This window comes from Pseudonocardia kunmingensis (assembly GCF_006716445.1).
Classification (GTDB): domain Bacteria; phylum Actinomycetota; class Actinomycetes; order Mycobacteriales; family Pseudonocardiaceae; genus Pseudonocardia; species Pseudonocardia kunmingensis.
This window is the reverse complement of sequence record NZ_VFPA01000001.1, coordinates 2783047-2807974: the sequence shown is the minus strand read 5'-3', so window position 1 is coordinate 2807974 and position 24928 is coordinate 2783047. Positions and strand designations below refer to the sequence as shown.

Sequence of the window (24928 nt, the reverse complement as noted above, 5' to 3'; positions counted from 1 at the left end):
CGCCGGGGCGTCAGGGGCGTCAGGCAGAATCGATCGGGTGGGGCACCTGGCGGACGCGGCCGTATCGACGCGCGAGGCCGAGGTGCTGGCGGCCGTCGGTGAGCACCTGAGCAACGCGGAGATCGCCGCGCGGTTGTTCATCTCGGTCCGCACGGTCGAGAGCCACGTGTCGTCGCTGCTGCGCAAGCTCGGCGCCGAGGACCGTCGCGCACTCACCCGGATCGCCGGCGAGCGCACCGGCGCACCGCGGGCCGCCCGCCCGCAGGCGCCTGCGCTGCCGTCGGCGCTCACCTCGTTCGTCGGCCGGGTGCGGGAGCGCGCGGAGCTGGCGGCGGCGGTGGAGGGGCAGCGGCTGGTCAGCGCGGTCGGCCCCGGCGGGGTCGGGAAGACGCGGCTGGCGTTGGCCGTGGCCGCCGACGTCAGCGACCGGTTCGCCGACGGCGTCTGGTACGTCGACCTCGTGCCGGTCACGGACGCCTCGATGATCGCGTCCACGGTGGTCGCGGCGCTCGGCCTCGGCGAGCAGCCGGGCCGGTCGGCGCAGCAGACCGTGCTCGAGTGGGCCGCGGGCCGCCGGGCGTTGCTCCTGCTGGACAACTGCGAGCACCTCCTGGGCGGCGTCGCCGAGTTCGTGGAGCGGCTGCTCGCGAGCGGCCCCGGGATCGTCGTGCTCGCCACCAGCCGGGCCCGGCTGTTGCTGCCGTTCGAGCGGGTGTTCGCGGTGGACGGCCTGTCGGTCGCCGACTCCGGCGCCGACGCAGGCGATGCCCTCGCGCTGTTCGAGGAGCGGGCGGCCACGGCGGGCGTCACGCTCTCCGAGGAGGACCGCGGCCGGATCACCCGGGTGTGCCGCGGGCTCGACGGCGTGCCGCTCGCGATCGAGCTGGCCGCGGCGAGGCTGCCCACGTTGGGGGTCGACGGGCTCGAGGCCGGCCTCGCCGACCACCTGCAGCTGCTCACCGGGGCCCGCCGCGTCGACGGCCGGCACCGGTCGCTGCGTTCCACGCTCGACTGGAGCTGCGCGCTGCTCGAGCCACCGGTGCGGTCGGTGCTGCGCCGGGTCGCGGTGTTCGCAGGGCCGTTCCGCGCCGACGCCGCCGCCGTCGTCGTGGGCGCGCCGCCCGTGGCCGCCCGTGAGGTCGGCGACCACCTCGCCGCGCTGGCCGACCACAGCCTGCTGGTCCCGGTCGCGGCGGGCGACGGTACGCGCTACCGCGCGTTGGAGACGGTCCGGCAGTACGGCGTCGAGCTGCTCGACGATTCCGAGGAGCTCGACGCGACCCGCACCCGGCACCTGCGCTGGGCCGTCGACGCGGGCGCGGAGCTGCTCGGCGCCGACGTGCCGATGCCGGAGTGGCGGGCGCGGTTCGACCGGCTGGCCGACGAGCTGCGGGCCGCGCTCGGGTGGGCGGTGGCCCGGCCCGACCTGCGCACGACCGCGTACGAGGGCAAGACCCTGCTCGCTGCCCTGTGCCACCGCCGGGGTATCCCCAGCGAGTCGCAGTGGCGCTACGAGCAGGCGGCGGGCCTGGCCCCGGACGACCTCAGCGCCGCGACGGCCCTGCACCGTGCCGCGGGCGCCGCCGAGTCGCGCCTGGCGGGCGACGACGCCATCCGGCTGCACCGGGCTGCCGCCGACGCGGCGCTGCGCGCCGGCGCCCCCGCGTCGGCCGCGCGTGACCTCGCGCAGGTCGCGGAGCTGATGTACCGCGCGGCCGGCACCATCACCGACCCGCCGGATCGCGCCGTCGTCCGGGCCGTGATCGAGGAGGCGCGGGAGCACGCCGGTGAGGACCTCGCGGCCCGCGCCCGGATCGCCGTTGCCGAGGCGTTCGCGGAATCGGAGGCCGATCCGGACGCCGCGCGGGACGCTCACCGCGCGCTGGAACTCGCTCGCAGCGTCGGCGACCCCCTCGTGGAGAGCGCCGCGCTGGACCGGCTCACCATCGTGCAGCTCGCCGACGGAGCCCCCCGGGACGCGCTGGCCAACGCCTTGCGGCGCACGGAGCTGCTCGCTCCGGTCGCGCTCGACGCCGATCTGGGGTTCGAGCTCTCCGACGCCCACGTCATGGCCACGGAGTCCGCGATCGCGGCGGGCGACCTGCCCACGGCGCGCCGGCTCGCCGAGCGCATCCGTGACCTGCCGCTGCACCGGGAGATCCGCCACGTCGCGCTGGCGCGGCTGATCACGGTCTGCGCGCTGGAGGGCGATTGGGAGCTCGCCGTCGAGGCGGGCGGCCGGTTCCGGGCAGACTGGGAGCGGGCCGGGCGGCCGCGCGTGCCCACCCTGCGCCGGTCCGCCCAGGCGATGGCTCTCGTGCACGGCCTGCGGGGGGAGGCGGAGGAGCGCAGCCGCTGGGCGGCGATCGTCGAGGCGCTGGCGCCCGTTGATCGCCCGCACGACCAGCACGCCGCCGCGTTCTTCGAGGCGCTCCTGCTGCTGCACGACGGTCGGCCCGAGGAGGCGTTGGTGGAGCTCGCGACGCCGCCGCACGAGCTGCGCCGCTGGTACCAGGGCATCTGGCGGCCCTGGTACGCGGCGCTGTGGGCGGAGGCGGCGGTGCTCGCCGGGCGCAGCGATGCGCGCGCCCGGATCGACGCCGTCCGCGCGGCCACCGCCGAGAACGTGGTCGCGGCGGCGGTCGTCGACCGCGCTGACGCCCTCGCCGCAGGCGCCCCGGCCCGGGTGCTCGCGGCCGCGGACGACCTGGACCGGGCGGGTTGCCGCTACCAGTGGGCCCGCAGCCTCGTCCTGGCCGGCGGCGCCGAGCGCGAGAAGGGCGTGTCCGCCCTGGTCGCGATGGGTGCCACGGTCGTCTGACCGCGCCACGCACGCAGATCACGGACGCCGGAATCCGTGGTGGGTCCGTGCGCGGTACGGATGTTCGGGAGCGCCCGGAAGCCGAGGGTTGTGGCATCGCAACCGCCGGACCGAGGACGTGACCACGATGCTGAACCAGCTCCACACCGTCGCCGACATCGCCGCCGACCACCGCCGCACCCTGCTCGCCGAGGCTGCGGCGGAGCGCCTGGCCCGTTCCGCGGCGCCCGCCCGCCCGCAGCGGTCCGGGTGGCCCGAGCGGCTCGGACCGCTGCGCCGGCTCGGGCGCCGGGCGGCCGGCACCCCGGTGTCGAAGATCGAAGTGGGCGGGGAGCCGACGAACGGCACTCTCGTCGGTACCTAGTCGACGAGAGTGCCGTTCGTCGTCCGTGTCCCGATCACCCCGGCAAGGCGCCGGCGTACCGCGTCGCGAGCACGCGGATGTGTTCGACCAGCTCGGGTGGCTCGGTGACGTGGAAGTCCAGTCCGAGCATCCCGATCCACACGGCCACGATCTCCAGGCTGTCGCCGCCGGTGACGAGCACGCAGCGCCGGTCGTCGACGGTCTCGACCACGCCGACCGTCGGGTTGATCCGGGCGAGCACCTCCTCCGCCGGGGCGTCCACCTCGATCCGGGCGTGCACCGACCACCCGGCGAACGCCACCTCGCGGAGCACGAACGCCGTGTAGTCGCCGCCGGGAAGGGGGTCGGGGGAGAAGCGGGCGCCGCCGGGCGTCTTGAGCCGCATCCAGTCGGCGCGGTAGCTGCGCCACTCCCGCGTGGGCCGCTCCCGCGCCACCAGGTACCACCGCTGTTGCCAGCTCACCAGCCGGTACGGCTCGACCTCCGCGTGCTCGTCGTCCCGGTAGGCGAAGCGGATGCCGACGCTGTCGCGCACCGCCACCGCGAGCTCGGTGAGCAGGGCGGCGTCGACGGCCGGGTCCGCCACGTTGGTGGCGGTGTTCGCCGGGCCGGTCGACGTGCTGTCGTGCAGGGCGCGGACGCGGCGGCGCAACCGGGACGGCAGCACGTGCTCGAGCTTCGCCAGCGCCAGCGCGCTCGCCTCCTCGATCCCGCGGACCGCGGTGACCGCCTGCAGCCCGACGGCGACCGCCACGGCCTCCTCGTCGTCGAGCAGCAACGGCGGGAGCTTGCCGTGCTCGCCGAGCCGGTACCCGCCTGCGGGGCCCCGCACCGCGTCGATCGGGTAGTCGAGGGCCCGGAGCCGCTCGACGTCCTTGCGCACGGTCCGCTCACCCACGCCGAGCCGGGCCGTCAGCTCCGCGGCCGACCACGTGCGGGGCGTCTGCAGGAGGCCGAGCAGGGCGAGCAGCCGTGCTGACGTCTCGAGCATGCCGCCTCCGAGTACAGGAACGAACTGTGCCGGTACTGGTTCTACCTTAAGGGCATGACCAGCACCGAGACGCTCTCCGTCCGCCCCTTCGAGGTCGCGGTCCCGCAGGCCGACCTGGACGCCCTGCAGCACCGCCTGGAGATCACCCGCTTCCCCGAGCCCGCCCCCGGCGACGACTGGAGCTACGGCACGCCCGTCGGCTACCTCCGCGAGACGGTGGAGCACTGGCGCACCGCGTTCGACTGGCGCGCGCAGGAGGCCCGGATGAACGGGTTCCCGCACTTCCTCACCGAGATCGACGGCCAGACCGTGCACTTCCTCCACGTCCGGTCCGCGGTCGCGGGCGCGACCCCGATCGTGCTCACCCACACCTACCCGGGGTCGTTCGCCGACTTCCTCGACGTGATCGGCCCGCTGACTGACCCCGTGGCCCACGGCGGCCGGGCCGAGGACGCCTTCCACGTCGTGATCCCCTCGGTCCCCGGTTTCGGGTTCAGCACGCCGCTCGCCGACGGCGACTGGACGACGGCGCGCGTCGCCCGGACCTGGGACGCGCTCATGCGCGGGCTCGGCTACGACTCCTACGCCGCGCACGGCAGCGACGTCGGGGCGATGGTCTCCCGCGAGCTCGCGATCCTGAACCCGCCCGGATTCCTGGGCGCCCACGTCCTGCAGCTGTTCTCGTTCCCGTCCGGCGACCCCGCCGAGTTCGAGCGGATGACGCCTGCGGACCACGCGGCGCTGGAGTTCGCGGGCTGGTTCCAGACGGTCAACGGCTACGCGCTCATGAACGCCTCGCGGCCGCAGACGATCGCGGCGGCGCTGTCCGACTCACCCGTCGGCCTCCTGGCCTACAACGAGCTGTTCGAGAACTTCGGCAACGGCACGAGCCTGGTCGGCCGGGACCAGGTGCTGACGCAGGTGTCGCTGTACTGGCTCACGAACACCTCGGCCACGGCCGTGCGCTACCACCACGCCGAGCGGAACGCGGCCCCCGTCGTCAACGACGGCCCGATCGGCGTCACGGTCTTCGCCGACGACTTCCGGTCGATGCGGCCCTTCGCCGAGCGGGACAACACGAACATCGTGTCCTGGACCGAGCGGCCCCGCGGCGGCCACTTCGCCGCGATGGAGGTGCCGCGGGACCTGGCGGAGGAGATCCGGGCCTTCTGCGCGGAGCGGCGCAGCCCCGACCCGCGCTGATGCCACGCGCGCCCGCCGGCCGAGTACGGCGCGGCGCGGACCCGACGGCACAGACCTGGTGGGGTCCGCACACATCGCGGGACACGTGTGCGGGCGCCATCCGGTGTGTGCGGTGCTGCGGTCACCGCGGGGCGGGCATCTCGAAGAAGATCATCGGGTTGTCGCCCGCTCCGCGGATCGCCGCCAGGCCCAGGTCCTGCCGCAGGACGGTGAGCGTGTCGTAGGCCGTGCGGGACTTCGCGCGCGACGGCGTGAAGAACGGCACCCCGCGCTCGTCCAGCCAGCGCACGACGACCTTGCCCTCGTGCAGGGGCAGGGTGGCGCGGAAGTGGTAGACGTCGTGCACGCTCACCGGGATCCCGGCCGGCACCCGCGGGAACAGGTGCTCGAGGTACCAGCGGGCGAAGCGGCTGTTGTGGGCGGCGTCGACGAACAGGTAGCCGGTGTCCGTCGGGACCTGGTCGAGGGTCTGCTTGATGTCGCCCCGCACGAACGTCCACCGCCCCTCGGCGAGGTCCTCCGGCACGTTGCGCACGACGTTGTCGATCCGGTCGAAGCTGTGCAGCCGCCCCGACCCGTTGTCGCGCAGGGCGCTGAGGATCCACGACGTCGACCACCCGTGGAACGTGCCCAGCTCCATGACCACCGCAGGCCGCGTCTCCCGCAGCAGCAGGTAGGTGATCTCCGCCTCGAGGTCGTCGAGCTGCGGTGTCATCCGCGACCCCATCGACTCGGCGAACGCCCGCTGCTGCGCCCCGACCGCGGCCAGGTCCTCCGCGTACTGGCGGTACAGCCCCGTGACGAACCCCAGGTCGAGCTGCTTCAAGGGACGGACCTCCAGGGCGTACCGGCACGGGCGGCGCCACTGTATCGGCCGGTCAGCGGCGGGCCGGGGAGGGCGACGGGCGCCGTCGGGCGGTCGCTACACTGGGCCGCGCACCACCTGCCGCCTTAGCTCAGTCGGTTAGAGCGACGCACTCGTAATGCGTAGGTCTGGGGTTCGACTCCCCAAGGCGGCTCCACGAGGCCCCTGGTAGATCGCTTGCCGGCCTCCCACGCGGCTCGGCACCGCGCAGACGGTCAGCGATGCCCGCATTCGAAGATGTGAGTCCGTAAGCGGCCCTACTCAGCGTCCTGTGCCTCGATCAGGTCGAGGTCGCGGACGCAGAAGCCGTGGTGCTCGAAGGTCTCGTTGAGCACCGTGCCGAGGCACTGCCGCACCGAGCGGCCCCGGGCGTACGGCGGCCAGGCATCGTCGTCGGGCACCGGTGCTCGCGCTGCGAGCTGCCCAGCGGTGACCCCGTCGAGCCAGGCCTCGAGCTCCGCGGCCTGTGCGGCACGCACGCTCACGATCTCGTCGAGCGCCGGATCGAGCGAGGGGTCGAGCCCGTGCGCTCCACGGTAGGGCTCGACGGTCGTCCCGATGCCCATCGGCGTGAACAGCTGCGTCGAGCCCAGGCAGCAGCGGCGGAACCACGAGTCGTGGACGAAGACCAGGTGGCGCATCGTCTGCACCGCCGACCACTCGTCGTGCACGCTGCGGCGCTCGATGCCGGGCGTGCGGCGGATCCGCTCGATCGTGGCGGCCCAGCCGGCGTGGAGCTGACGCGATGCCTCGCGCAGGTCGGCAGGGTCCTCGGAACGGATCAGCACCCGCACCGGATGCCGCCGGTCGAGCTCTGCCTCGACGTACTCGGTGACCTCGACACCGTTCACGACGAGGTTGGTGATGAGCCCGTCGATCACGGCGTCCTGCATGACGACGCCGATCAGGCGGGCCCCGGTCAGGTCGCACTCGCGGAACTCCGCACCCTGCAGATCCTCGTCGGCAAACCGCGTCATGCTCCGCAGGCTAGGTCCGAGCCCCGACATGATCCGGACTGGTTCGTGCTGTGCAGTGGGCTTGTTGCGGCACATCGAGGCGAACCGCTGTGAACCCTGCTCGGCGGGAGGTCGCTGTGCGGCGCGACGTTCCTCGGGCCGGCCGAACTCGTCGATCAGACCGGGTCAGCGGTCCCAGACCTGCTCGAGGCTGCCGGCGAGCTCCCGAACGGTCGCGTCCGCATGCAGCCGGAGGCGGCTCATCGCCAGCTCGTAGGCCTCACTGTCGGCCCGCTTCGCGATCACCCAGACCACGACCACGGAACCGTCGGGTTCGATGCGGTAGATGATCCGGTAATCACGGTTGCCGACGACGAGCTTGCGGAACGTGGTGAGGTCTCCCCGCGCCCGGCTGCCGAGCGGTTGACCCCGCAAGTGGGGGTCGGTCGCAAGCTTCTTCAGAGCCTTGGCGACGACCCGCTGAGCCGCCCCGTCCAGGTCCTGGAAATCCTCAACGGCCTCCTCGCTCAGCTGCACCTTCGCCACGAGCCTGCCCTCAGTCCTCGTCCAGGCTGTCCGGGTCGATGCCGGCATTCGCCAGGACGTCGTCGAGGTCGAAGCGCCGGCCGCTGTCCGCCGCCGCGCGGACCAGGGCGATGCTGAGCAGGCGTAGGTCGTCCTCGAGTTCGTCGATGCGCTGGAGCCGATCGATGCTGTCGATGTTCACGACGGCGGCCACCGCCTTGCTGTTGCGCAGCAGGACCTGCGGCCGGCCCTCCTCGGCATCGGCCACGAGCCTGGACACGCCCTTGTTGCTCGCTTCGGTGATGCTGATCAGGTCCCTCGTATCCACGTTCATGTTCCGCGCTCCCCGTCCGTCCTGGGTAGGATTCTACCCAGGCGGGGCGTGGGTCGCCACCTGTCCCCGAGCCGGGGATGTCGCCCCGCGTCTGTATGTGAACAGTCCGGGTACCGGCAGGCATGATCGGCCCGGATCGTCGGGGGTGGCTGGCACCGTGCGGGCATGCGCGCGGCCCGGTTGCTGTCCGTTCTGTTGTTGTTGCAGGCCAGGGGCCGGATGACGGCCCGGCAGCTCGCCAGTGAGCTGGAGGTCTCGGTGCGCACGGTGTACCGGGATGTGGAGTCACTGCACGCGGCGGGCATACCGCTGTACGGGGAGGCGGGCCACGCCGGCGGCTATGCATTGCTCGACGGCTACCGCACCCGGCTGACCGGGCTGACCTCGCAGGAGGCGGAGGCCTTGTTCCTCACCGGGTTGCCCGGCCCGGCGGCGGATCTGGGGCTGGGCGCGGTGCTGGCCACCGCCCGGCTGAAGCTGATGGCGGCGCTGCCCGACGACCTGCGGGAGCGGGCGAACCGGCTGCACCAGCGCTTCCACCTGGATACCTCGGGCTGGTACGTCGATCCGGATCGCACCCCGCACCTGGGCGCGGTGGTGGGTGCGGTGTGGGAACAGCGCCGGGTCCGGGTGCGCTACCGCCGCTGGGCGCCGAAACCGGAGGTGACTCGCACTCTCGAGCCCTACGGCGTGGTGCTCAAGGGCGGCCGCTGGTACCTGGTGGCTGGTTCCTGCGGTGCGGCGGACGAGGTTCGGACCTACCGCGTCGCCGAGATCAGTCGCCTGCGAGTGCTGGACGAGCGGTTCGAGCGGCCCACTGGATTCGATCTGGCCGCGCACTGGGACGCGTCGCTGCGCGAGTTCGACGCCCGCCGCCACACCGGTGAAGCGACCGTGCGGCTCACGCCGCGCGCGCTGGAACTGCTGCCGCACCTGTGGGAGCCGGCGCTGGTCTCGGCCGCGCGGCGCAGCGCCCGCCTCGATGAGCCGGACGGCTGGTTGCGGGTGATGATCCCGATGGAGTCGGTGGAGCACACCGGCGGGCTGCTGCTGCGGCTGGGCGCCGAGGTCGAGGTGCTCGAACCGGAGGCGCTGCGCGAGCATGTGACCCGCGCCGTCGCCGCTCTCGCCGATATGTACCACCTCCACTGACAGAAGATGTCAGCGGACCGTCCCTAGGTTCTCGGTGCCCGAACACCGAGACGACAGAGAGGACGGATCGTGATCCCCGCCGAGGAGACGTTCGACGGCACCTGGCCCTATCCCGCGCGCTACAGCAAGGCACCCGGATTCACCTACCACTACATCGACGAGGGCGAGCCCGGCCGAGGGCGCAACCTGGTACTGCTGCACGGGGAGCCGACCTGGGGCTACCTGTGGCGCCATCTGATCGGCCCGCTGTCGAAGCGGCACCGGGTGGTGGTGCCCGACCACATGGGCTTCGGCAAGAGCGCCACTCCGCAAGACCGGAGCTATCTGGCCGGCGAGCACGTCGACAACCTCGAAACACTCCTGGTCGACGAGCTGGACCTGCGTGACATCACATTGGTGCTGCACGACTGGGGCGGGCCGATCGGTGCGGGGTTCGCGCTGCGCCATCCGGACCGGGTGGACCGCATCTTCGCCACCAACACCGTGCTCACCCTCGGGCTGCCCGGCTACGAGGAGGCCTTCGCCGCGAACATGGCGGAGAGTGCCTGGTTCCGCTGGGCGCGTGCCGCCCATGCCGACGGCAGCTTCGAGCAGATCCTGGGCAACGCCGGGCACACGGTCACCCACCTGATGCTCGCGCTGCAGACCATCGCCCGGCCGGAGATCGTCACCCCCACCTGGATCCGCGCCTACGCCAGTCCGTTCCCCACCCCCGCCGAGTGCCGGGGCGTGATCCGGTTTCCCCGCCAGCTCGTCGCTCCCGACGCGGCGGACGCGCCGCCCCCACCCGACCCGGCCGCCGTCGCCGCCGTGCGGGCCAAGCCGGCGATGCTGGTCGAGGGCATGCGTGACACCGCGCTCATCCCCCGCCACATGATCACAGCCTTCCGCGAGGCCTACCCGACCGCGCCCGTGATCGAGCTCGCCGACGCCGGCCACTTCACCCCGGAAGACGCCCCGCAGACCCTGCTCGCGTTGCTGGAGATGTTCCTGCAGGCGTAACCCGGACGCCTGCAATCGAGGCGATCGCGGCGTTCGCCCGTGGAAGTTCCGATCTCGCGCGGCGACGGCCTCCAGCCTGCGACGTCCCTCATGGCCGATGTCGAGAACCGACCGGTGGCAGCGTCCTCGGAGCGGACCGACAACACGACCGTCTTGATCGCCCCCAGCCGTACCGCACGGCTGCCTCGGCCGCGCTGACGTGCTGCTCGAACCGATCAACCGCGCGTGGATCAACAGCGGGCAGGGGCGACGGACGGCCGGGTCAAGAGCGACTGAGCTTCCCGCACCTTGGAGCCGTACTGCTCTCCTGGGCGTCGTCAAACAGTAAGGCTCCAAGGTGGTCAATGGTTGCCGGTCACACGTCCTCCAGCCGCGTTGCGGCGCCTTCCGTGAACGCCTCGGCGTACGCCGCCGCACCCAGGGCTGCGCGAGCGGTGGCCGCGATCCGATCGACATCGCCGCGCTCGGCGGGGGGCAGCGCGGCGCCGACGGCCTCCCGCCCCGCGCTCGCGGCGCCGAGCAGCCGGGCGGCGCGGACGTGGTGCCCCGCGACCGCCGCGGCCCCCGCCAGCCCTTCGACCGCGAGCGCGACGGCCCGGGGCTCGCCGACCCCGCGGGCCGCGGCCAGCGCCTCGCCGTGCAGGGCGGTGGCGCGGGCGGCGTCGCCTCGCAGTTCCGCGACGAAGCCGAGCTCGGCCAGCAGCAGCGTGACCCCGTAGTACGCGACCCCGTAGTCCGCCTGCAGCGCGCGGTTGCGGGTGAGCGCGGCACCGAGGTGCTCCTCAGCGGCGTCCAGATCCCCCTGCCGCCGCGCTCCGAGCCCGAGGCCGACCCGGGCGTACTCGGCGGCGAACGGGTTGCCCTGGTCGGTCGCGAGCCGCAGGGCGCGCTCGTGCAGCTCGGTGCCGGCGGCGAAGTCGCGCGTCAGCAGCGCGATCCGGCCGAGGCCGGACAGGCGGTAGGAGGCGTCGGTCCACAGCTGCAGGTCCTCGGCGATCCGCAGGTCCTCGCGGTGCAGCCGGGCCGCCGTGGCGTGGTCGCCGGTGACCTCCGCGTGGTGGGCGAGCATGTCGTCGGCCAGCAGCCGGCCCCAGCGGTCGCCCAGCTCCACGAACCGGCGGCGGCTGTCCGCCGCGGCGTGCTCGGCCGCGGCGAGCTCTCCCCGGAACATCGCCACCTTCGCCCGGCTGCTCAGCGCCGCGGCGATCCCCCAGCCGTCGTCGACGGTGCGGAACGCGGCCAGCGCCGTCGCGCTGAGCTCGTCCCCCGCGGGCACGTCGCCGAAGTTCAGGTGGGCGTGCGCGAGGAACCACTCCGCCCGGGCCCGCTGCCGCGGGGCGTCGACACCGTCGTAGCCGGCCACGGCCGCCCGGCTGGCGCGCAGGAGATCGCTGCCGTCACCGACGAGCATCGCGAACGCGGCCTGCCAGGCCCCGGCACGCGCCACGGCGGCGGGCGGACCGCCGACCGCCAGTGCCCCGCCGAGGGCGCGGTGCGCCTCCCGGTGCCGCCCGCGCAGGTACCAGTACCAGGACATCGCGTTGACGAGCCGCAACGCGCCCTCGCCCGCGCCGCGGGCGAGGGCGCCGTCGAGGGCCGCGCGCAGGTTCGCGCTCTCGGCGTCGAGGCGCAGCAGCCAGCGGCGCTGGTCGGGGCCGTACAGGTGCGGCTCGGCCCGCTCGGCCAGCGCCGTGTGGTGGGCCTGGTGGCGCGCCTGCGCGGTGTCGAGCTCCCCGGCCGCCGCGAGCTGCTCGCGCCCGTAGGCCGCCACCGACTCGAGCAGCCGGTACCGGGGGCCGTCCGCGTCGTCCGGGGAACCGGCGACGACCAGGGACCGGTCGACCAGCCGGGCCAGGACGTCGAGGACCGCATCGGGGGCTCGACGTCCTCCCCGGCGCAGACCGCCTCCGCCGCGGCGAGGGTGCATCCTCCGGCGTGCACGGCCATCCGGCGCAGCACGGCGCGCTCGGGCGCGGTGAGCAGGTCCCAGCTCCAGTCGATCACCTCCCGGAGCGTGCGCTGCCGTTGCGGGGCGTCGCGCCTGCCGCCGGAGAGGAGCCGGAACCGGTCGTCCAGGCGCCTGGCCACGCCCTCGACGCCGAGCGCGCGGACCCTCGCCGCGGCCAGCTCCAGTGCGAGCGGCAGCCCGTCGAGCCGGGCGCAGATCGCGGCGACCGCGGCGGCGTTGGTCGCGTCCACGGCGAATCCGGGGGCGGCGGCAGCAGCGCGCTCGGCGAACACGCGGGCGGCCCCGGACGCCGCGACGGCGGTGGGGTCGCCCGGATCCGCGGGCAGGTCCAGCGGCGCGACCTCCTGCAGCGCCTCCCCCGCCACGGCGAGCGGCTCGCGGCTGGTGGCCAGCACGCGCAACCCCGGCGCGGCCGCGAGCAGCGCCGCCACGAGACCGGCGGCCGGCTCGACGACGTGCTCGCAGTTGTCCAGCACGAGCAGCAGCTCCCGGGACCGCAGCGCGTCGCACAGCTGATGGGGCAGGTCGGCGGGACGCCCGCCGGTCTCGTCGCGGACCCCCAGCACCGCCGCCACCAGCTCGGCCACCCCCACCGGGGACGGATCCGTGCCTGCCCCGATCGCGGCGAGGTCGACGAACCACGCGCCGTCGGCGAACTCCCCGGCGACCTGCGAGGCGACCTCCAGCGCGAGGCGGGTCTTGCCGACACCGCCCGGACCGGTCAGCGTCACCAGCCGGCCTGCCGCGAGCCGGTCACGCGCCGCCGCGACCGCCCCGGACCGGCCGACCAGAGCGGTCACCGGCACCGGGAGGTTGCTCCGGGGACGGGCGCCCGTCGTCACGGGCGCCGGCACGGCCGTCAGCCCGGGATCGTGCCCGAGGATCGCCCGGTGCAGCGCGACCAGCTCCGGACCGGGGTCGAGGCCGAGCTCCTCGACCAGGCGCGTGCGGAGCGTCCCGAAGCTCGTCAGCGCCTCGCTCTGCCGGCCCGCACGGTAGAGCGCGAGCACGTGGGCGGCCCGCAGCCGTTCCCGCAGCGGGTGCTGCGCGACCAGGTCGCCGAGCTCGTCGGCCAGCAGCGCGTGCTCGCCGAGGGCGAGGCGGGCCTCGGCGAGCTCCTCGACGACGGTGAGCCGTTGCTCGTCCAGGCGGGCCGTCGCGGCCCGGGCGAAATCCTCGTCGCGGAAGTCGGCGAACGCCGGGCCGCGCCAGAGCGCGAGCGCGTCCGCGAGCAGCGCGGCCTTCGCGGCGGGATCCGGCGTGGCGCGGGCCTGCGCCGCGAGCGCGGCGAACCGCGCGGCGTCCACCGCATCGTCGCCGGCCCGCAGGACGTACCCAGCCGCCGCTGACGCCACCAGCTCGCGCCCGCCGGGCTCGGCGTCCTCCAGCGCCTTGCGCAGCTGCGACACCTTCGCCTGCACGGCGCGGACGGGGCTGCCCGGCCGTCGTCCGCCACCCCACAGGTCCTCGGCCAGCCGATCGGCCGACACCGGGTGCCCGTCCCGGGCGAGCAGGGCCGCGAGCAACGCGCGGACCTTCAGCTCGGGCACCCGCACCGCCCGCCCGTCCGCCGTCCGCACGTCCAGCGGCCCCAGCACCCCGAAACGCACGTCCCGACGGTAGCCGGGTGCGTCCGAACGCGATCACAACAGGACCCGAGCCGAACCCGAACACCACAGGCGCAACCTCGGTCTCGTCGCGACGAGGACCTACGAGAGGAACGAGACGATGAAGGCCACGCTCGCCACCACCCGCGAGATCCGGCTGGCCGCGCGCCCGGTGGGCGAGCCCCGCCCCGAGGACTTCGCGCTCGTCGACGCCCCGCTGCCCGCGCTGCGCGACGGCCAGGTGCTGGTGCGCAACACCTGGATGTCGGTGGACCCGTACATGCGGGGCCGGATGGACGACGTCCCGTCGCCCGTGCTGCCGCCCTTCGCGATCGGCGCCCCGCTCGAGGGCTCGGCGGTCGGCGAGGTCGTCGCCAGCCGCGCTCCCGGCGTCCCCGTGGGCGCCACCGTCGCGCACTTCCTGGGGTGGCGCGAGCACGCCGCCCTCGACGCGGAGGCCGTCACCGTCGTGGACACCGCGCTCGCCCCCGCGCAGGCCTACCTCGGCCCGCTCGGCACGACCGGGCTCACCGCGTACATCGCGCTCACCGAGATCGCTCCGGTGCGCGGGGGTGACGTCGTGCTCGTCTCCGCCGCGGCCGGCGCCGTCGGGAGCGTGGCCGGCCAGCTGGCCCGCCGGTTCGGCGCCGCGCGCGTGATCGGCTCCGCGGGCGGGCCGGAGAAGGTGAAGAAGGTGGTGAGCGACTTCGGGTTCGACGCCGCCGTCGACCACCGCGCCGGCCCCATCGCGCCCCAGCTCGCCGCCGTCGCACCCGACGGGATCGACGTCTACCTCGACCACGTCGGCGGCGAGCACCTGGAGGCGGCGATCGGCGCCCTGCGCGTCAACGGCCGGGCCGCCCTGATCGGGGCGATCAGCGGGTACAACGCCACGGAGCCCGTGCCCGGGCCGAGCAACCTGCTCGACGCGGTGAGCAAGCGGCTGTCCCTGCGCGGGATGCAGGTGGGCGACCACCTGCACCGGTTCGGCGAGTTCATCGGGCTGGCCGCCCCACTGCTGGCCGACGGCACCCTGCACACCGAGCAGACCGTGGTCGACGGTCTCGACCAGGCACCGGCCGCCCTCCTGGGCGTCCTCCGCGGGGCCAACGTCGGCAAGATGCTCGTCCGGTTGGGCGGCGGATCGTGACGACGCCCGAGCGCGCTGCTGGTCCTCGCCCACCCGCGGCAGGACTCGCTCACTGCGCGGGCCGCCCTGCGGCACGCGCGCGGCTCGACGCGGGTGGCGCCACCGTCGATGTGCTCGACCTGCACGTCGAGGGCGTCGACCCGCGCCTGACCCCGGCCGACGAGCCCGCCCGGACCGACCGGGACAAGGAGTACTCGGCCGAGGTCGAAGCCCACCTTCGCCGGTCGCGGCGAGGATGCGGCCGAGCACGTGCGGACGGTCCTGGCCGCGGCCGGTGCGGCCCGCGACGACCTCCTCGGTGATCAAGCCGGCGCGCCGGTGGCTCCGGGCTGAGCAGTGGTCCGTGGCAGCGCGACCTCCGGCCAGTCCTGCTGCTGCTCGACCGCTGATCCGATCCGGAAGGGGGTGGCGTCGTCGAACGGCCTGCCGACGATCTGCACCCCGGTGGGCACGCCGTTGCGGGCGAACCCGGATGGCACGGCCAGCACCGGGCAGCGGTTCATGATGTTGAACGGGAGCGCGAGCAGCGACTCCAGGTAGTGCCCGAGCCGCTCGCCGTCCACCTCGGGTCCGTGGTCGACGTAGTCCTCCCCCGCGACCAGCCCTCGAGTGGCGGCGGTCGGGCAGACGAGCGCGTCGAAGCGCTCGAAGAGCGCACCGACGGGCGCGTGGAGGTCGGATTCGATCGCGAGCCCGTCGAGCACGGTCGCCCCGGCGGACGCGGTGGCCGCCCACCGGACGAACGCCTTCGCGTAGGGCGTGAGGCGGGCACCGGGCCTCCGGCCCTCGGCCGCGACCGCGCCGGCGAACCCGTGGTGGAAGTGGATCGCCGCCGCCCGCATCACCTGTGCCCGCGGCACGTGCAGTTCGACCTCCTCGACCGTGGCGCCGGCCGCGCGCAGGCGCTCGGCGAACCTCCGGGTGTTGCGTCGGACCTCCGGGTCGACGGCCCAGTCGCCGAGGTCCTCCGACAGCCCGATGCGCACACCCTCCAGGCCGTCCCCCCGCCCGGCCGGATCCGGCAGCACGTAACGGGGCCGCAGCGATCCGACGTCGCCTGCGTGCGGCCCTGCCACCACGTTCTGCAGCAGTGCGGCGTCGGCGACCGTGCGGGCGAGCACGCCCGAGTGCACGTAGCCGTCGAGGTGGAAGGGCGGGTCCACCGGCACCCGGCCGTGCGGTGGCTTGAACCCGACGACGCCGGTGAACGATGCCGGCACCCGGATGGAGCCTGCGGTGTCCGAGCCGCTCGCCAGCACCGTGGAGCCGGCCGCGAGCGCCGCGGCGGACCCACCCGACGAGCCGCCGGGCGACACGTCCGGGTTCCACGGGTTGCGGGTCACACCCCAGAGCGCCGAGTGCGTGAACGCCGCCGTGGCGAACTCGGAGGCGGTGCTCCTCGCGTGCACGATCGCGCCGGCGTCGATCAGGCGCCGCGCGTAGACCGAGGTGTGCGTGGCCACGAGGTCCCGGTGGTTCAGCGATCCCTGGGTCCAGGGCTGCCCGGCCACCGGCTCGTCCTCCTTGACGACGGTGGGCAACCCCTCCAGCGGCCGCGGTGGGCCGTCCTCGCCCGCGTAGCGGCGCTCGGCCCGCTCGGCCTGGCGGAGCGCCTCGTCGAAGAAGCGGTGGCCCAGCGCGTTGACGACGGGCTCGGTCCGCTCGGCGCGCGCGATCACCGCCTCGGTGAGCTCGACCGGCGACAGCTGCCGGGTGCGGAAGGCACGGAGCGCCTCGGTTGCCGAAATGTGGTGCAGTTCGCCCATCAGGGCACGTTCCTCTCCGAGTTCGTCACGGTCATGCCGCACGCCTCGATCGACGGTGCCCTGCGCCGCGGAGGGGCTGCCGCAGGCGTTGCGAGGAGATCGTCGCGGCCCTCGAAGTGGTAGTCAATCCTCGGGTTTTACGCGGTATTGATAAGCGATAGCTTCATGCGGTGACGTTGGAGGACCTGCGGGTGTTCGTGGAGGTCTGCGACCGCGGCAGCTTCACCGCGGTGGCGAGGGCGATGTCGTGCAGCCAGTCGGCGGTGAGCCAGCACGTGCGCCGGCTGGAGCGCGAGTTCGGGCTGAGCCTCCTCGAGCGGCGCCCGCGCGGAGTGCTGCCCACGGCCGCCGGCCGGCTGCTGCGCGACGCCGCCCTGGCGGGAGTGGGACGCATCGACGCCGCGACGCTGCAGCTGCGCGCGATGGCGGCCGGAGGGGCGGGTGAGGTGCGGGTCGGCTCGGGCGCCGCCACGGTCCGCCACTTCATGCCCGACGCGATCCTGCAGGTGCGCCGCCGCCACCCCGGCGTGCAGCTGACCTTCCGCACGCAGGCGACGACCCGGGCGTGCCTCACCGATCTCGCGGCGAACCGCGTCGACATCGCACTGATCTCCATCACCGGCCCGCTCACCGACGTCGAACTGCGCCCGCTGGTCGAGCTCACGTGGTCGCTGGCGGTCAACCGCGACGACCCGCTGGCGGCGCGGGCGAGCCTGAGCCCGGACGAGCTCGTCGACATCGCGAACATCGTGCTGCCCGTGTCGTCGAGCTCGCAGGGGTGGCTCGAAGCGCTGTTCGGCGAGGACGTACTCGCGACACGGGGTGTCGCGGAGTGGGACACCGCGCTCCTGCTCGCGGAGCTGGGCGTGAACCGGGCCGTCGTCGCGACCGTCCCGGACTGGGCCCCGCCGGCGCACCCGGAGCTCCGGTTCGTGCCGATCCCGGAGCTGCCCGGGCCGACCGCCGGTTGGGCTGCGCGGTCGTGGGCCGACCTGGAGCCGGCTGCCGCCGAGTTCGCCGAACTGGTCGGGCAGCAGATGCGCGGCCCGGGGTGAACCACCCGAGGTGGCTCAGGGGGAGATGCGCACGTGGTGGTGCTCGCCTTCCGAGAGGAAGGACGACACCTCCCGGCCCTCCTCCTCCACCGCCGCGCGGTCGGACCGGGAGAGCCGGCGCAGCGGGGTGACGACCACGGTGCCCGCCTCGACCGTCCAGGTCGCGGCCACCCGGCCGTCGACGAGCACGGCGCGCTCGCCGGCCACCGACAGGCCGCGGTGGGCGTCGTCGACGATGCGGCTGCGGTCGTCGTAGCCCAGGATCGCGTTGTCGAACGCAGGCAGGAAGCGCACCGGGGCCGGGGTGTCGGGGTCCGGGCGCGGCGCGTCGGGGAGGTCGAGCAGCTCGCGGCCGCGTTCGTCGCGGAAGGAGACCAGCTGATCGCGCAGCGCCGCCACCGACCGGGGCAGCCCGGCGAGGCCGCACCAGGCGCGCAGGTCGGCCGTGGCGGCAGGCCCGAACGCGGCGAGGTAGCGCCGCACCAGCGTTTCCCCGACCGGGTCCGTGCCGTCCGCGGGCGGTGGGTCGACCTCGCGGCCCAGCCACGACGACACCGGGGCGTTCTGCACGCCGGCGGTCGAGCGCCAGAGCCCGCGGGGCGGCAGCTGCACCGTCGGCACGAGGGTGGCGATCACCACCTCGCCCAGCACGCGCGGTCCCGGAGCCGGCCAGCGTTCGGCGAGGATCCGCCCGAGCTCGGACATCGAGCGGGGCGTCCCGTCGGCCAGCACCGCGCGGCCGGCCGCGGCGAGCTCGTCGAGATCGATCCCGTCGAGCTCGCGGCGGTACACGCCCATGGCCCGTTGCCGCAGCATCGCGTCGTGGCGCGACCGCCACGCCAGCACGTCGTCCGCGGTGACGAGGTGGACCGTGCGGCGCATGAGGTGGGTGCGCACCACCCGCCGCTCGAGGAGCAGACCCGACAGCGTCGCGGGATCGAACGCGCGCAGCCGTGACCAGAGCCCGACGAACGGTTCCTGCGGTTCCTGGGCCTGCAGGCCGCACAGGTGCGCCACGGCGTCCTCGACCGTGACCTCGGCGCGGTCGAGCAGGAGCTGCCGGGCGAGCGCTGCGCGGTTGAGGGCGCGGGAGCCGATCCGGGACACCACGGTCGATCAGCCCGCGGTGCGGCCGTCGAGCGCCTCGCGGAGGATGTCGGCGTGCCCGGCATGCTGGGCGGTCTCGTGGATCAGGTGGAGCAGCACCTGGCGCACGCTGCGCTCCTCGCCCCGCGGGTGCCACGGCGCCTCGGGGAGCGGGTGGGACGCGGACAGGTCCGGGATGTCGGCGACGACCTGCTCGGTGCGGGCGGCGACGCGCGTGTAGCGCTCGAGGACGCCTGCCAGGGTCTCGCCGGGCAGCACGCGGAAGCCGTTCTGGTGCTCGATGGCCCACTGCGGGTACTCGCGGGCGGTGCCGGCCGCGAAGTCCTCCCAGGTGACGCCGTCGGGCAGGTCGTAGCGCATCGCGGAGGGGCCCTCGACCGCGAAGCGCATCCAGGTCTCCTCCATGGCCGCGACGTGCTTGACCAGCCCGCCGAGGCACAGCGAGCTGACGGTCGGGTGCGCGGCGGCCTGCTCGTCGGTGAGCCCCTGGGTGGTGCCGATCAGGGCGGAGCGTGCGGTCGCGAGCCCCGCGAGCAGCTCGGCCCTCTCGGGATCGAGGGCCCGGGTCGTCGTGGTCACGGTCATCGCCGTCCTTCCGGTGCTCGATGGAGGTCGAGGATCTCGGGCCGAGCGGACAGTTCCTGACCCCTTCTACCGCATCGTCGGATGGCGCACGTCACACCCGGATCGGCGATCGCCTCGCTGTTCACGGTTCGTGTCGGTCGCGCTCACCCACCGTGGCGGCTGGGTAACCTCGGCACCATGATCAACTTGGCGCGATGGCTGCGGCGGTACTTCCGCCGCGGCCGCCATCGCGTCAGGCGGGGGCACCGCTCGAGCGTGGAGCTGCGGGCGCACAACGGTCGGCGGCGTCACGGGCGTTGAGCGGCTCCGTCGAGCGCGCGGTCGGTCGGCACCTCCGCCCACACGGTCTTGCCGGCGCCGTCGGTGCTCCAGTTCCAGCGCGTCGCCAGGGAGTCGACCACCAGCAGGCCCCGCCCCCGCAGTGAGGACGGGCTCGGGGACCGGAGGCGTGGTGGGTCCGCGGAGGCGTCCCGGACCGCGATCCGGACGGAGCCGTCGGAGAACGTGGCGTCGACGTCCACGGAGCCCTCGCCGTGCTCCACCGCGTTCGCGGCGAGCTCGTTGGCGACGAGGAGCACCGCCTCGTGGGCCTCGTCCGGGACGTCGCGCTCCCGGAGGGCGGCGTCCAGCCGGCGGCGCACGAGCCCCACGGCGGCGGGCGCCGGCGGGAGGTGCCAGTGCAGTGCCGCTGAGCGCGTCTCGTTCCCGGTGTCCACGTGGTCACCTCCACTCCGGCGCCCTCACCGTTCCCGGGTGGGGGAGCTGCCACACCGACGAGTCCCCAGGAGGCCAATCTCGAACACGCGTTCGGTTGTCCACGGGGTTGTCCACAGCTGTGGAACGGCGTGGACGAGGATGGCCGCATGAGCAGCGTTCGTTGGGGAGTGGTGGGTCCGGGCCGGATCGCGGCGAAGGTCGTGCGCGACTTCGTGCACCTGCCCGATGCCGAGGTCGTCGCGGTCGCGTCCCGGTCGCCGGAGCGGGCGCGGGCGTTCGCGGACGCGAACGGGATCGGCCGCGCGCACGGCTCGTACCGGGAGATCGTGGAGGACCCCGAGGTCGACGCGCTCTACATCGCCACACCGCACCCGCAGCACCGGGCGGTGGCGCTGGCGGCGGTGAAGGCGGGGAAGGCACTGCTGGTCGAGAAGGCGTTCACGGTGACGCCCGCGGCCACCCGCGAGGTCGCCGCGGCCGCGACCGACGCCGGTGTGTTCGTGATGGAGGCGATGTGGACGCGCTTCCAGCCCGCGATCGTGCGGCTGCGCGACCTGCTCGCCGACGGCGCGATCGGCGACGTCCGCGGCGTGCAGGGCGAGCTCGGCGTCAACGCCCCCACCGACCCGCAGGACCGGTACTACAACCCGGCCGTGGGTGGGGGTGCGCTGTTCGACCTGACGGTCTACCCGGTCTCGTTCGCGCAGATGGTGCTCGGGACGCCGGACACCGTGGTCGCGCACGGCACCCTCGCGCCGTCGGGGGTGGACGTCGAGGAGGCGGTGCTGCTCGGCTGGGCCGACGGCCGCACGGCGTCGCTGTTCACGTCGCTGCGTTGCGCGACGCCCGGGCAGATGCGGGTGTTCGGCACCGACGGGTGGATCGACGTCCTGCCGCGCTTCCACCACCCCGACACGATCGTGCTGCACCGCACGGGCCGCGCCGCCGAGGAGATCACCGCGCCCGCCACCGGTGCCGGGTACTCGCACGAGCTGCGGGAGGTCACCGACGGCGTGCTGGCGGGGCGGCCGGAGAGCGCCGTGATGCCGCTCGCCGACACGATCGCGGTCCAGGACGTGCTCGGCGCCGTCGCCGACCAGCTCGGCATGGTGCCGCAGGAGGGGCCCGCCGAGCTGCCCTGAGTTGCAGCTTTTACGTAAATTCGTAATAGTTGATGGATGACCAGCGACCCCTGGCATGACCTGGACGCGCGGTTGCGTGCCGTCGAGGCCCGGCTCGGGATCGACCCGGCCGGGAGTGAGCTGCCGAGGCCGAACGATCCCGGGGTGTTCTGGGTGCTCGACGGCCTGCGGGAGCGGCTCGCGGGCGTCGACGGCGGCGGGGTCGTGTTCGCCGGGGCCGTCGGCACGACGGCGGGGCGCGCGGAGTGGCAGTACGGCCTCGGCACCGAAGCCCTGCTCGAGCTGGACGAGGGCGGCGCCGACAGCGCCGCGGCGCGCCTGGCCGCACTGGGCCACCCCGTGCGCCTGCGGCTCCTGCTCGCCGTGCTGAACGGGCACACGAGCCCCGCCGCGCTCGCCGAGCTGGCGGGCATGGGGACGACCGGGCAGGTCTACCACCACGTGCGCACCCTCACCGGCGCCGGCTGGCTGCGCTCGGGCGGGCGCGGCCAGGTCCAGGTCCCCGCGGACCGCATCGTGCCGCTGCTCGTCGCGATCGCGGCCGCGCTGTGACCGCGGCCGGAACGGCCCCGAGGACGGGACGGCGGGTCGCCCTGATCGTGGTCTGCGTCCTGCCGGCGCTGGTGGCCGGGCTGCTCTGGCGCCCGGCGCCGGGGCCGTTGCCGAGCGGTCACGTCGGTGACGCCGAGCTCGCCCGACTGGCGCGCGAGGTCGTGGGACCGGACCAGCCCGCGCTGGCCGTCGCGGCCGTGACCGCGCGGGACGTGCGCACCGCGGCGATCGGTGCCCGCCCGGAGGACCGGTTCGAGATCGGATCGATCAGCAAGGGCCTCACCGGCCTGCTGTTCGCGGACATGATCGAGCGCGGTGAGGTGGCGCCGGAGACCCGTGTCGGTGACCTGCTCCCGCTCGACGCGCCGCTCGCCGACGTCACCCTCGCGCAGCTCGCCACCCACCACTCGGGCCTGGCGCCCCAGCCGGAGACGCTCGCGCAGTTCCTGCGCAACTACTGGAGCTCGCTGACGGCCGCCAACCCCTACGACGGGACGATCGCCGAGCGGCTGGCATCGCTGGAAGGTGCCGAGCTCACCGCGCCGCCCGCCACCTACTCCAACACCGGCTTCGAGCTGCTGGGCGCCGCGCTCGCCGCGGCGGCCGGGACGCCGTACCCGCAGCTGCTGGCCGAGCGGGTGCTCGGGCCGCTCGGGATGCGGGACACGATCGTTCCGGTGTCCGCGGCCGAGCTCGGCCCGCGGGACCTGTTCGGCGAGACCGGGGGTGGCCGCCACGCCGACCCGTGGCTCGGCGAGGCGATCGCACCGGCGGGTGGCGTCCGCGCCGACGTCACCGACATGGCCGCCCTCGCCCGCGCCCTGCTCACTGGCCAGGCACCCGGGATCGACGCGCTCACCCCGCGCCTGCCCTTCGAGGAGGACCGCATCGGCTGGGCCTGGTTCACCACGACCGACGCCGGGACCGGGCGGGAGGTCGTGTGGCACAACGGCGGTACGGGCGGCTTCGCCGCGTTCATCGGCATCGACCGGGAGGCGGGCGTCGGCGTGGCGGTGCTCTCCGCGGCGGAGGAGTCGTCGAACCACGTGACGCGGTCCGGGTTCCGCCTGCTCGCCCGGATCGGAGGGGACGGATGAACGCGGTGGGCGGGGCCGTCGTGCTGGTGGTCGCGGCGGCGATGGTCGTCGGGCAGGTGCTGCGGGCGTGGTCCGCGCGGTTCGCGGCCCGCGACCGGTACGCGCTGGTCAGCTCCGGCGTGGACGCCGTCGTGGTGCTCGCGGCGGTGCGAGCCGTCGCGCCGCCGCCCGTCGCGCTGTCGTGGCTCTGGGTCGCGGCGGCCGGCGCGGTCGGGTTCGGGGTCGCGGGCGCGGTCCTGCGCTGGCCGGCACTGGGGTGGGCGCCGCCGGGCTCGGGCGGGTCCGGCGGTCGCCGGGCGGTGGCCGCCGCGGTGTACGCGGCGGCCGGGGCGGGCCTGCTCGTCGTGCTCGCCTGAATTGCTCGATCTGCGCATCTTCGTGGGCTGAAGTGCTTGCTTCGAGCAAGTCTCCTGCCCGAGGATGGCCCGGGCCTGATCATCGGGTCCGTGACCGCCCTCGACGAGGAGAGCCCCCCACGTGGACCTTCAACTCCTGCTCGCCCTGGTCCTTGGGATCGCGACCATCATCGTGCTGGTCCTGCGGACCCGACTCGACGCGTTCGTCGCGCTGCTGGTCGCCGCGGTCGTCACCGGCGCGGTGGCAGGCCAGAACGCGGGCGACATCGTCTCGTCGATCACGACCGGCTTCGGCAACACGCTCGCGTCGATCGGCATCGTGATCGGACTCGGCGTCGGGATCGGCAAGATCCTCGAGGTGTCCGGGGCGGCGGGCGCGCTCGCGCACGCGTTCCTGCGCCTCTTCGGCAAGGGCCGGGAGCCGTGGGCGATGGCGAGCACGGGCGCCCTCGTCTCCATCCCGGTGTTCTGCGACTCCGGGTACGTGATCATGAACCCGCTGGCCCGCTCGATCGCCCGCGCCGAGCAGCGCGGCTACGTCACGCTCGCCCTCGCGCTCGGGGCAGGCATGGCGATCACCCACTGCCTCGTGCCGCCCACCCCGGGACCGCTGGGCGTCGCCGGCATCATCGGCGCCGACCTGGGTGGGCTCATCCTCGCCGGCCTGGTGTTCTCCGTGCTCCTCCTGCCGGTCGCGGTGATGTACGCCAAGTGGCTCGGCCCGAAGCTGGAGAGCGAGGTCAGCCAGGCCGTGCGCACGGCGGTCTACGGGACGACCGGCGGGGGCGGAACGGCGCGCACCACCACGATCGAAGGTGGGCCGGGTACCGGCGACGCGGGTGACGACGCGGGTGACGACGCGGACACGGCCTCCGAGCTCGGCACCCCGCCCGACGGCGCCCGGCCGCACCGGGTCGGCGCGTTCCTCGCGTCCGTCCCGCTGCTGGTCCCGCTGCTGCTCATCGTGGCGAACACGGTGGCCACCGCCATCGACCGCAACAACCAGGGCGCACTGACCGGCGAGGGCTACGTCGCCTCCGACTGGGCCGCGGCCCTGGCCTTCATCGGCAACCCGGTCATCGCACTGGTCATCGGGATCGCGCTCGCGGTCTACCTGCTGCTCCCGCGGTGGACGCCGCGCGGGCGGGTGCACAACTGGCTCGCCGACGCGGCGGCGTCGGCCGGGTTGATCATCCTGATCACCGGTGCCGGTGGCGCGCTCGGCCAGGTCCTGCGGTCCTCGGGGGTGGGCGACGCGCTCGCCGAGGCGATCGCGGCGATCAGCCTGCCCGGCGTCCTGGTGCCGTTCCTCGTCTCCACGCTGGTCCGGCTGGCGCAGGGGTCCGGTACGGTCGCGATGATCACCGCCGCCTCCGTGACGGCGCCGCTGGTCGGCTCGCTCGGGCTCAGCCCGCTGGTCGCGGCGCTGGCGTGCTGCGCGGGTGCGCTCGTGACGAGCTACTTCAACGACTCGTACTTCTGGGTCGTCACCCGCTTCACCGGGCTGGACGGGACGGCCGCGCTGCGCGGCTGGTCGGGGATCACCACGGCCGTCTGGGTGGCGTCGCTCCCGCTGCTGCTCGTGGCCGACCTCGTGCTCGGCTGACCGGGA

22 protein-coding genes, 1 tRNA gene and 2 pseudogenes are annotated in these 24928 nt (G+C 74.4%); 13 read left to right on the top strand and 12 right to left on the bottom strand.

Annotation, left to right across the window (positions count from 1 at the left end; all coding sequences use genetic code 11):
- Nucleotides 1-37: 37 nt before the first annotated feature.
- Both FB558_RS45180 and FB558_RS13360 read left to right on the top strand, forming a co-directional pair.
- Entirely contained in the window at nucleotides 38-2821 is a 2784-nt protein-coding gene (locus FB558_RS45180; protein ID WP_211366368.1) for an ATP-binding protein, read from the top strand.
- A gap of 118 nt (nucleotides 2822-2939) precedes the next feature.
- Nucleotides 2940-3185 (top strand): hypothetical protein, encoded by a 246-nt coding sequence (locus tag FB558_RS13360; RefSeq protein ID WP_142052404.1) that lies wholly within the window; start codon nucleotides 2940-2942, stop codon nucleotides 3183-3185.
- A gap of 34 nt (nucleotides 3186-3219) precedes the next feature.
- Here the strand turns inward: FB558_RS13360 and FB558_RS13355 are convergent, their stop codons facing one another.
- Nucleotides 3220-4176 carry a helix-turn-helix transcriptional regulator gene (locus FB558_RS13355; protein WP_142052395.1) on the bottom strand — a complete coding sequence of 319 codons (957 nt, stop codon included), beginning with the start codon at nucleotides 4174-4176 and terminating at the stop codon, nucleotides 3220-3222.
- 54 nt (nucleotides 4177-4230) lie between these two features.
- Here FB558_RS13355 and FB558_RS13350 point away from each other — a divergent pair, with 54 nt between their 5' ends.
- Entirely contained in the window at nucleotides 4231-5379 is a 1149-nt protein-coding gene (locus tag FB558_RS13350; RefSeq protein ID WP_142052392.1) for an epoxide hydrolase family protein, read from the top strand.
- A 121-nt stretch (nucleotides 5380-5500) separates the two neighbouring features.
- Here the strand turns inward: FB558_RS13350 and FB558_RS13345 are convergent, their stop codons facing one another.
- Nucleotides 5501-6205: a class I SAM-dependent methyltransferase gene (locus FB558_RS13345; protein WP_142052389.1), complete on the bottom strand. Its 705-nt coding sequence runs from the start codon at nucleotides 6203-6205 to the stop codon at nucleotides 5501-5503.
- Nucleotides 6206-6324: 119 nt separating this feature from the next.
- Here FB558_RS13345 and FB558_RS13340 point away from each other — a divergent pair.
- Nucleotides 6325-6401 (top strand) — tRNA-Thr (locus FB558_RS13340).
- Nucleotides 6402-6501: 100 nt separating this feature from the next.
- On the opposite strand, the gene FB558_RS13335 is transcribed toward FB558_RS13340, so the two are convergent.
- The 3 genes from FB558_RS13335 to FB558_RS13325 all read right to left on the bottom strand — a co-directional run bounded on the left by FB558_RS13335 (nucleotide 6502) and on the right by FB558_RS13325 (nucleotide 8059).
- Nucleotides 6502-7296, bottom strand: a complete 795-nt coding sequence (locus FB558_RS13335; protein WP_246106403.1) for a DinB family protein — start codon at nucleotides 7294-7296, stop codon at nucleotides 6502-6504.
- Nucleotides 7297-7386: 90 nt separating this feature from the next.
- Nucleotides 7387-7746, bottom strand: coding sequence for a type II toxin-antitoxin system RelE family toxin (locus tag FB558_RS13330; protein WP_142052386.1), 360 nt, complete (start codon nucleotides 7744-7746; stop codon nucleotides 7387-7389).
- Nucleotides 7747-7756: 10 nt separating this feature from the next.
- Nucleotides 7757-8059 (bottom strand): type II toxin-antitoxin system Phd/YefM family antitoxin, encoded by a 303-nt coding sequence (locus tag FB558_RS13325; RefSeq protein ID WP_142052383.1) that lies wholly within the window; start codon nucleotides 8057-8059, stop codon nucleotides 7757-7759.
- A gap of 165 nt (nucleotides 8060-8224) precedes the next feature.
- On the opposite strand from FB558_RS13325, the gene FB558_RS13320 reads away from it, so the two are divergent.
- Both FB558_RS13320 and FB558_RS13315 read left to right on the top strand, forming a co-directional pair.
- Nucleotides 8225-9211, top strand: a complete 987-nt coding sequence (locus FB558_RS13320; RefSeq protein ID WP_142052380.1) for a helix-turn-helix transcriptional regulator — start codon at nucleotides 8225-8227, stop codon at nucleotides 9209-9211.
- A 69-nt stretch (nucleotides 9212-9280) separates the two neighbouring features.
- Nucleotides 9281-10213, top strand: coding sequence for an alpha/beta fold hydrolase (locus tag FB558_RS13315; protein WP_142052377.1), 933 nt, complete (start codon nucleotides 9281-9283; stop codon nucleotides 10211-10213).
- 355 nt (nucleotides 10214-10568) lie between these two features.
- Here FB558_RS13315 and FB558_RS44460 read toward each other — a convergent pair whose 3' ends face one another.
- The 3 genes and pseudogenes from FB558_RS44460 to FB558_RS45890 form a co-directional block, all read right to left on the bottom strand.
- Nucleotides 10569-11576, bottom strand: a complete 1008-nt coding sequence (locus tag FB558_RS44460) for an ATP-binding protein (protein ID WP_246106402.1) — start codon at nucleotides 11574-11576, stop codon at nucleotides 10569-10571.
- A gap of 438 nt (nucleotides 11577-12014) precedes the next feature.
- Nucleotides 12015-12140: pseudogene (locus FB558_RS45895) on the bottom strand (hypothetical protein); the annotation flags it as partial.
- Nucleotides 12141-12595: 455 nt separating this feature from the next.
- A pseudogene (locus tag FB558_RS45890) lies at nucleotides 12596-13672 on the bottom strand (AfsR/SARP family transcriptional regulator); the annotation flags it as partial.
- A 238-nt stretch (nucleotides 13673-13910) separates the two neighbouring features.
- On the opposite strand from FB558_RS45890, the gene FB558_RS13305 reads away from it, so the two are divergent.
- Nucleotides 13911-14939 (top strand): NADP-dependent oxidoreductase, encoded by a 1029-nt coding sequence (locus FB558_RS13305; protein ID WP_142052374.1) that lies wholly within the window; start codon nucleotides 13911-13913, stop codon nucleotides 14937-14939.
- Between the two features lie 302 nt (nucleotides 14940-15241).
- Here FB558_RS13305 and FB558_RS13300 read toward each other — a convergent pair whose 3' ends face one another.
- On the bottom strand, nucleotides 15242-16705 hold the full coding sequence (locus FB558_RS13300) for an amidase (RefSeq protein WP_142052371.1): 1464 nt from the start codon (nucleotides 16703-16705) through the stop codon (nucleotides 15242-15244).
- Between the two features lie 170 nt (nucleotides 16706-16875).
- Here FB558_RS13300 and FB558_RS13295 point away from each other — a divergent pair, with 170 nt between their 5' ends.
- Nucleotides 16876-17760, top strand: coding sequence for a LysR family transcriptional regulator (locus FB558_RS13295; protein WP_142052368.1), 885 nt, complete (start codon nucleotides 16876-16878; stop codon nucleotides 17758-17760).
- 15 nt (nucleotides 17761-17775) lie between these two features.
- Here the strand turns inward: FB558_RS13295 and FB558_RS13290 are convergent, their stop codons facing one another.
- From FB558_RS13290 to FB558_RS13280, 3 genes are all read right to left on the bottom strand, one after another.
- Complete coding sequence (locus tag FB558_RS13290; protein ID WP_142054143.1) at nucleotides 17776-18867, bottom strand: winged helix DNA-binding domain-containing protein; 1092 nt, start codon at nucleotides 18865-18867, stop codon at nucleotides 17776-17778.
- A 9-nt stretch (nucleotides 18868-18876) separates the two neighbouring features.
- On the bottom strand, nucleotides 18877-19452 hold the full coding sequence (locus FB558_RS13285; protein ID WP_142052365.1) for a DinB family protein: 576 nt from the start codon (nucleotides 19450-19452) through the stop codon (nucleotides 18877-18879).
- A 287-nt stretch (nucleotides 19453-19739) separates the two neighbouring features.
- Nucleotides 19740-20168: an ATP-binding protein gene (locus tag FB558_RS13280; RefSeq protein WP_142052362.1), complete on the bottom strand. Its 429-nt coding sequence runs from the start codon at nucleotides 20166-20168 to the stop codon at nucleotides 19740-19742.
- Between the two features lie 147 nt (nucleotides 20169-20315).
- Here FB558_RS13280 and FB558_RS13275 point away from each other — a divergent pair, with 147 nt between their 5' ends.
- From FB558_RS13275 to FB558_RS13255, 5 genes are all read left to right on the top strand, one after another.
- Nucleotides 20316-21311 (top strand): Gfo/Idh/MocA family protein, encoded by a 996-nt coding sequence (locus FB558_RS13275; RefSeq protein ID WP_142052359.1) that lies wholly within the window; start codon nucleotides 20316-20318, stop codon nucleotides 21309-21311.
- A gap of 36 nt (nucleotides 21312-21347) precedes the next feature.
- Complete coding sequence (locus FB558_RS13270; RefSeq protein ID WP_142052356.1) at nucleotides 21348-21863, top strand: helix-turn-helix domain-containing protein; 516 nt, start codon at nucleotides 21348-21350, stop codon at nucleotides 21861-21863.
- The gene (locus tag FB558_RS13265; RefSeq protein ID WP_211366366.1) at nucleotides 21860-22960 is read left to right on the top strand and encodes a serine hydrolase domain-containing protein; all 1101 of its coding nucleotides are present in this window, start codon (nucleotides 21860-21862) and stop codon (nucleotides 22958-22960) included. The genes FB558_RS13270 and FB558_RS13265 overlap by 4 nt, the downstream gene beginning before the upstream one ends.
- Nucleotides 22957-23316, top strand: a complete 360-nt coding sequence (locus FB558_RS13260; RefSeq protein ID WP_142052353.1) for a hypothetical protein — start codon at nucleotides 22957-22959, stop codon at nucleotides 23314-23316. Before FB558_RS13265 ends, FB558_RS13260 begins: the two co-directional genes overlap by 4 nt.
- A gap of 121 nt (nucleotides 23317-23437) precedes the next feature.
- The gene (locus FB558_RS13255; protein WP_211366365.1) at nucleotides 23438-24922 is read left to right on the top strand and encodes a GntP family permease; all 1485 of its coding nucleotides are present in this window, start codon (nucleotides 23438-23440) and stop codon (nucleotides 24920-24922) included.
- The last annotated feature ends 6 nt before the right edge of the window (nucleotides 24923-24928 follow it).

Excerpts from the sequence above, each read along its gene's own strand:
- FB558_RS13355 (WP_142052395.1), bottom strand. The coding sequence starts at position 4,176 with ATGCTCGAGACGTCAGCACGGCTGCTCGCCCTGCTCGGCCTCCTGCAG.
- FB558_RS13305 (WP_142052374.1), top strand. The coding sequence starts at position 13,911 with ATGAAGGCCACGCTCGCCACCACCCGCGAGATCCGGCTGGCCGCGCGC.
- FB558_RS13285 (WP_142052365.1), bottom strand. The coding sequence starts at position 19,452 with ATGACCGTGACCACGACGACCCGGGCCCTCGATCCCGAGAGGGCCGAG.
- FB558_RS13335 (WP_246106403.1), bottom strand. The coding sequence starts at position 7,296 with ATGTGCCGCAACAAGCCCACTGCACAGCACGAACCAGTCCGGATCATG.
- FB558_RS13270 (WP_142052356.1), top strand. The coding sequence starts at position 21,348 with ATGACCAGCGACCCCTGGCATGACCTGGACGCGCGGTTGCGTGCCGTC.
- FB558_RS13320 (WP_142052380.1), top strand. The coding sequence starts at position 8,225 with ATGCGCGCGGCCCGGTTGCTGTCCGTTCTGTTGTTGTTGCAGGCCAGG.
- FB558_RS13350 (WP_142052392.1), top strand. The coding sequence starts at position 4,231 with ATGACCAGCACCGAGACGCTCTCCGTCCGCCCCTTCGAGGTCGCGGTC.
- FB558_RS13275 (WP_142052359.1), top strand. The coding sequence starts at position 20,316 with ATGAGCAGCGTTCGTTGGGGAGTGGTGGGTCCGGGCCGGATCGCGGCG.
- FB558_RS13325 (WP_142052383.1), bottom strand. The coding sequence starts at position 8,059 with ATGAACGTGGATACGAGGGACCTGATCAGCATCACCGAAGCGAGCAAC.
- FB558_RS13300 (WP_142052371.1), bottom strand. The coding sequence starts at position 16,705 with ATGGGCGAACTGCACCACATTTCGGCAACCGAGGCGCTCCGTGCCTTC.
- FB558_RS13260 (WP_142052353.1), top strand. The coding sequence starts at position 22,957 with ATGAACGCGGTGGGCGGGGCCGTCGTGCTGGTGGTCGCGGCGGCGATG.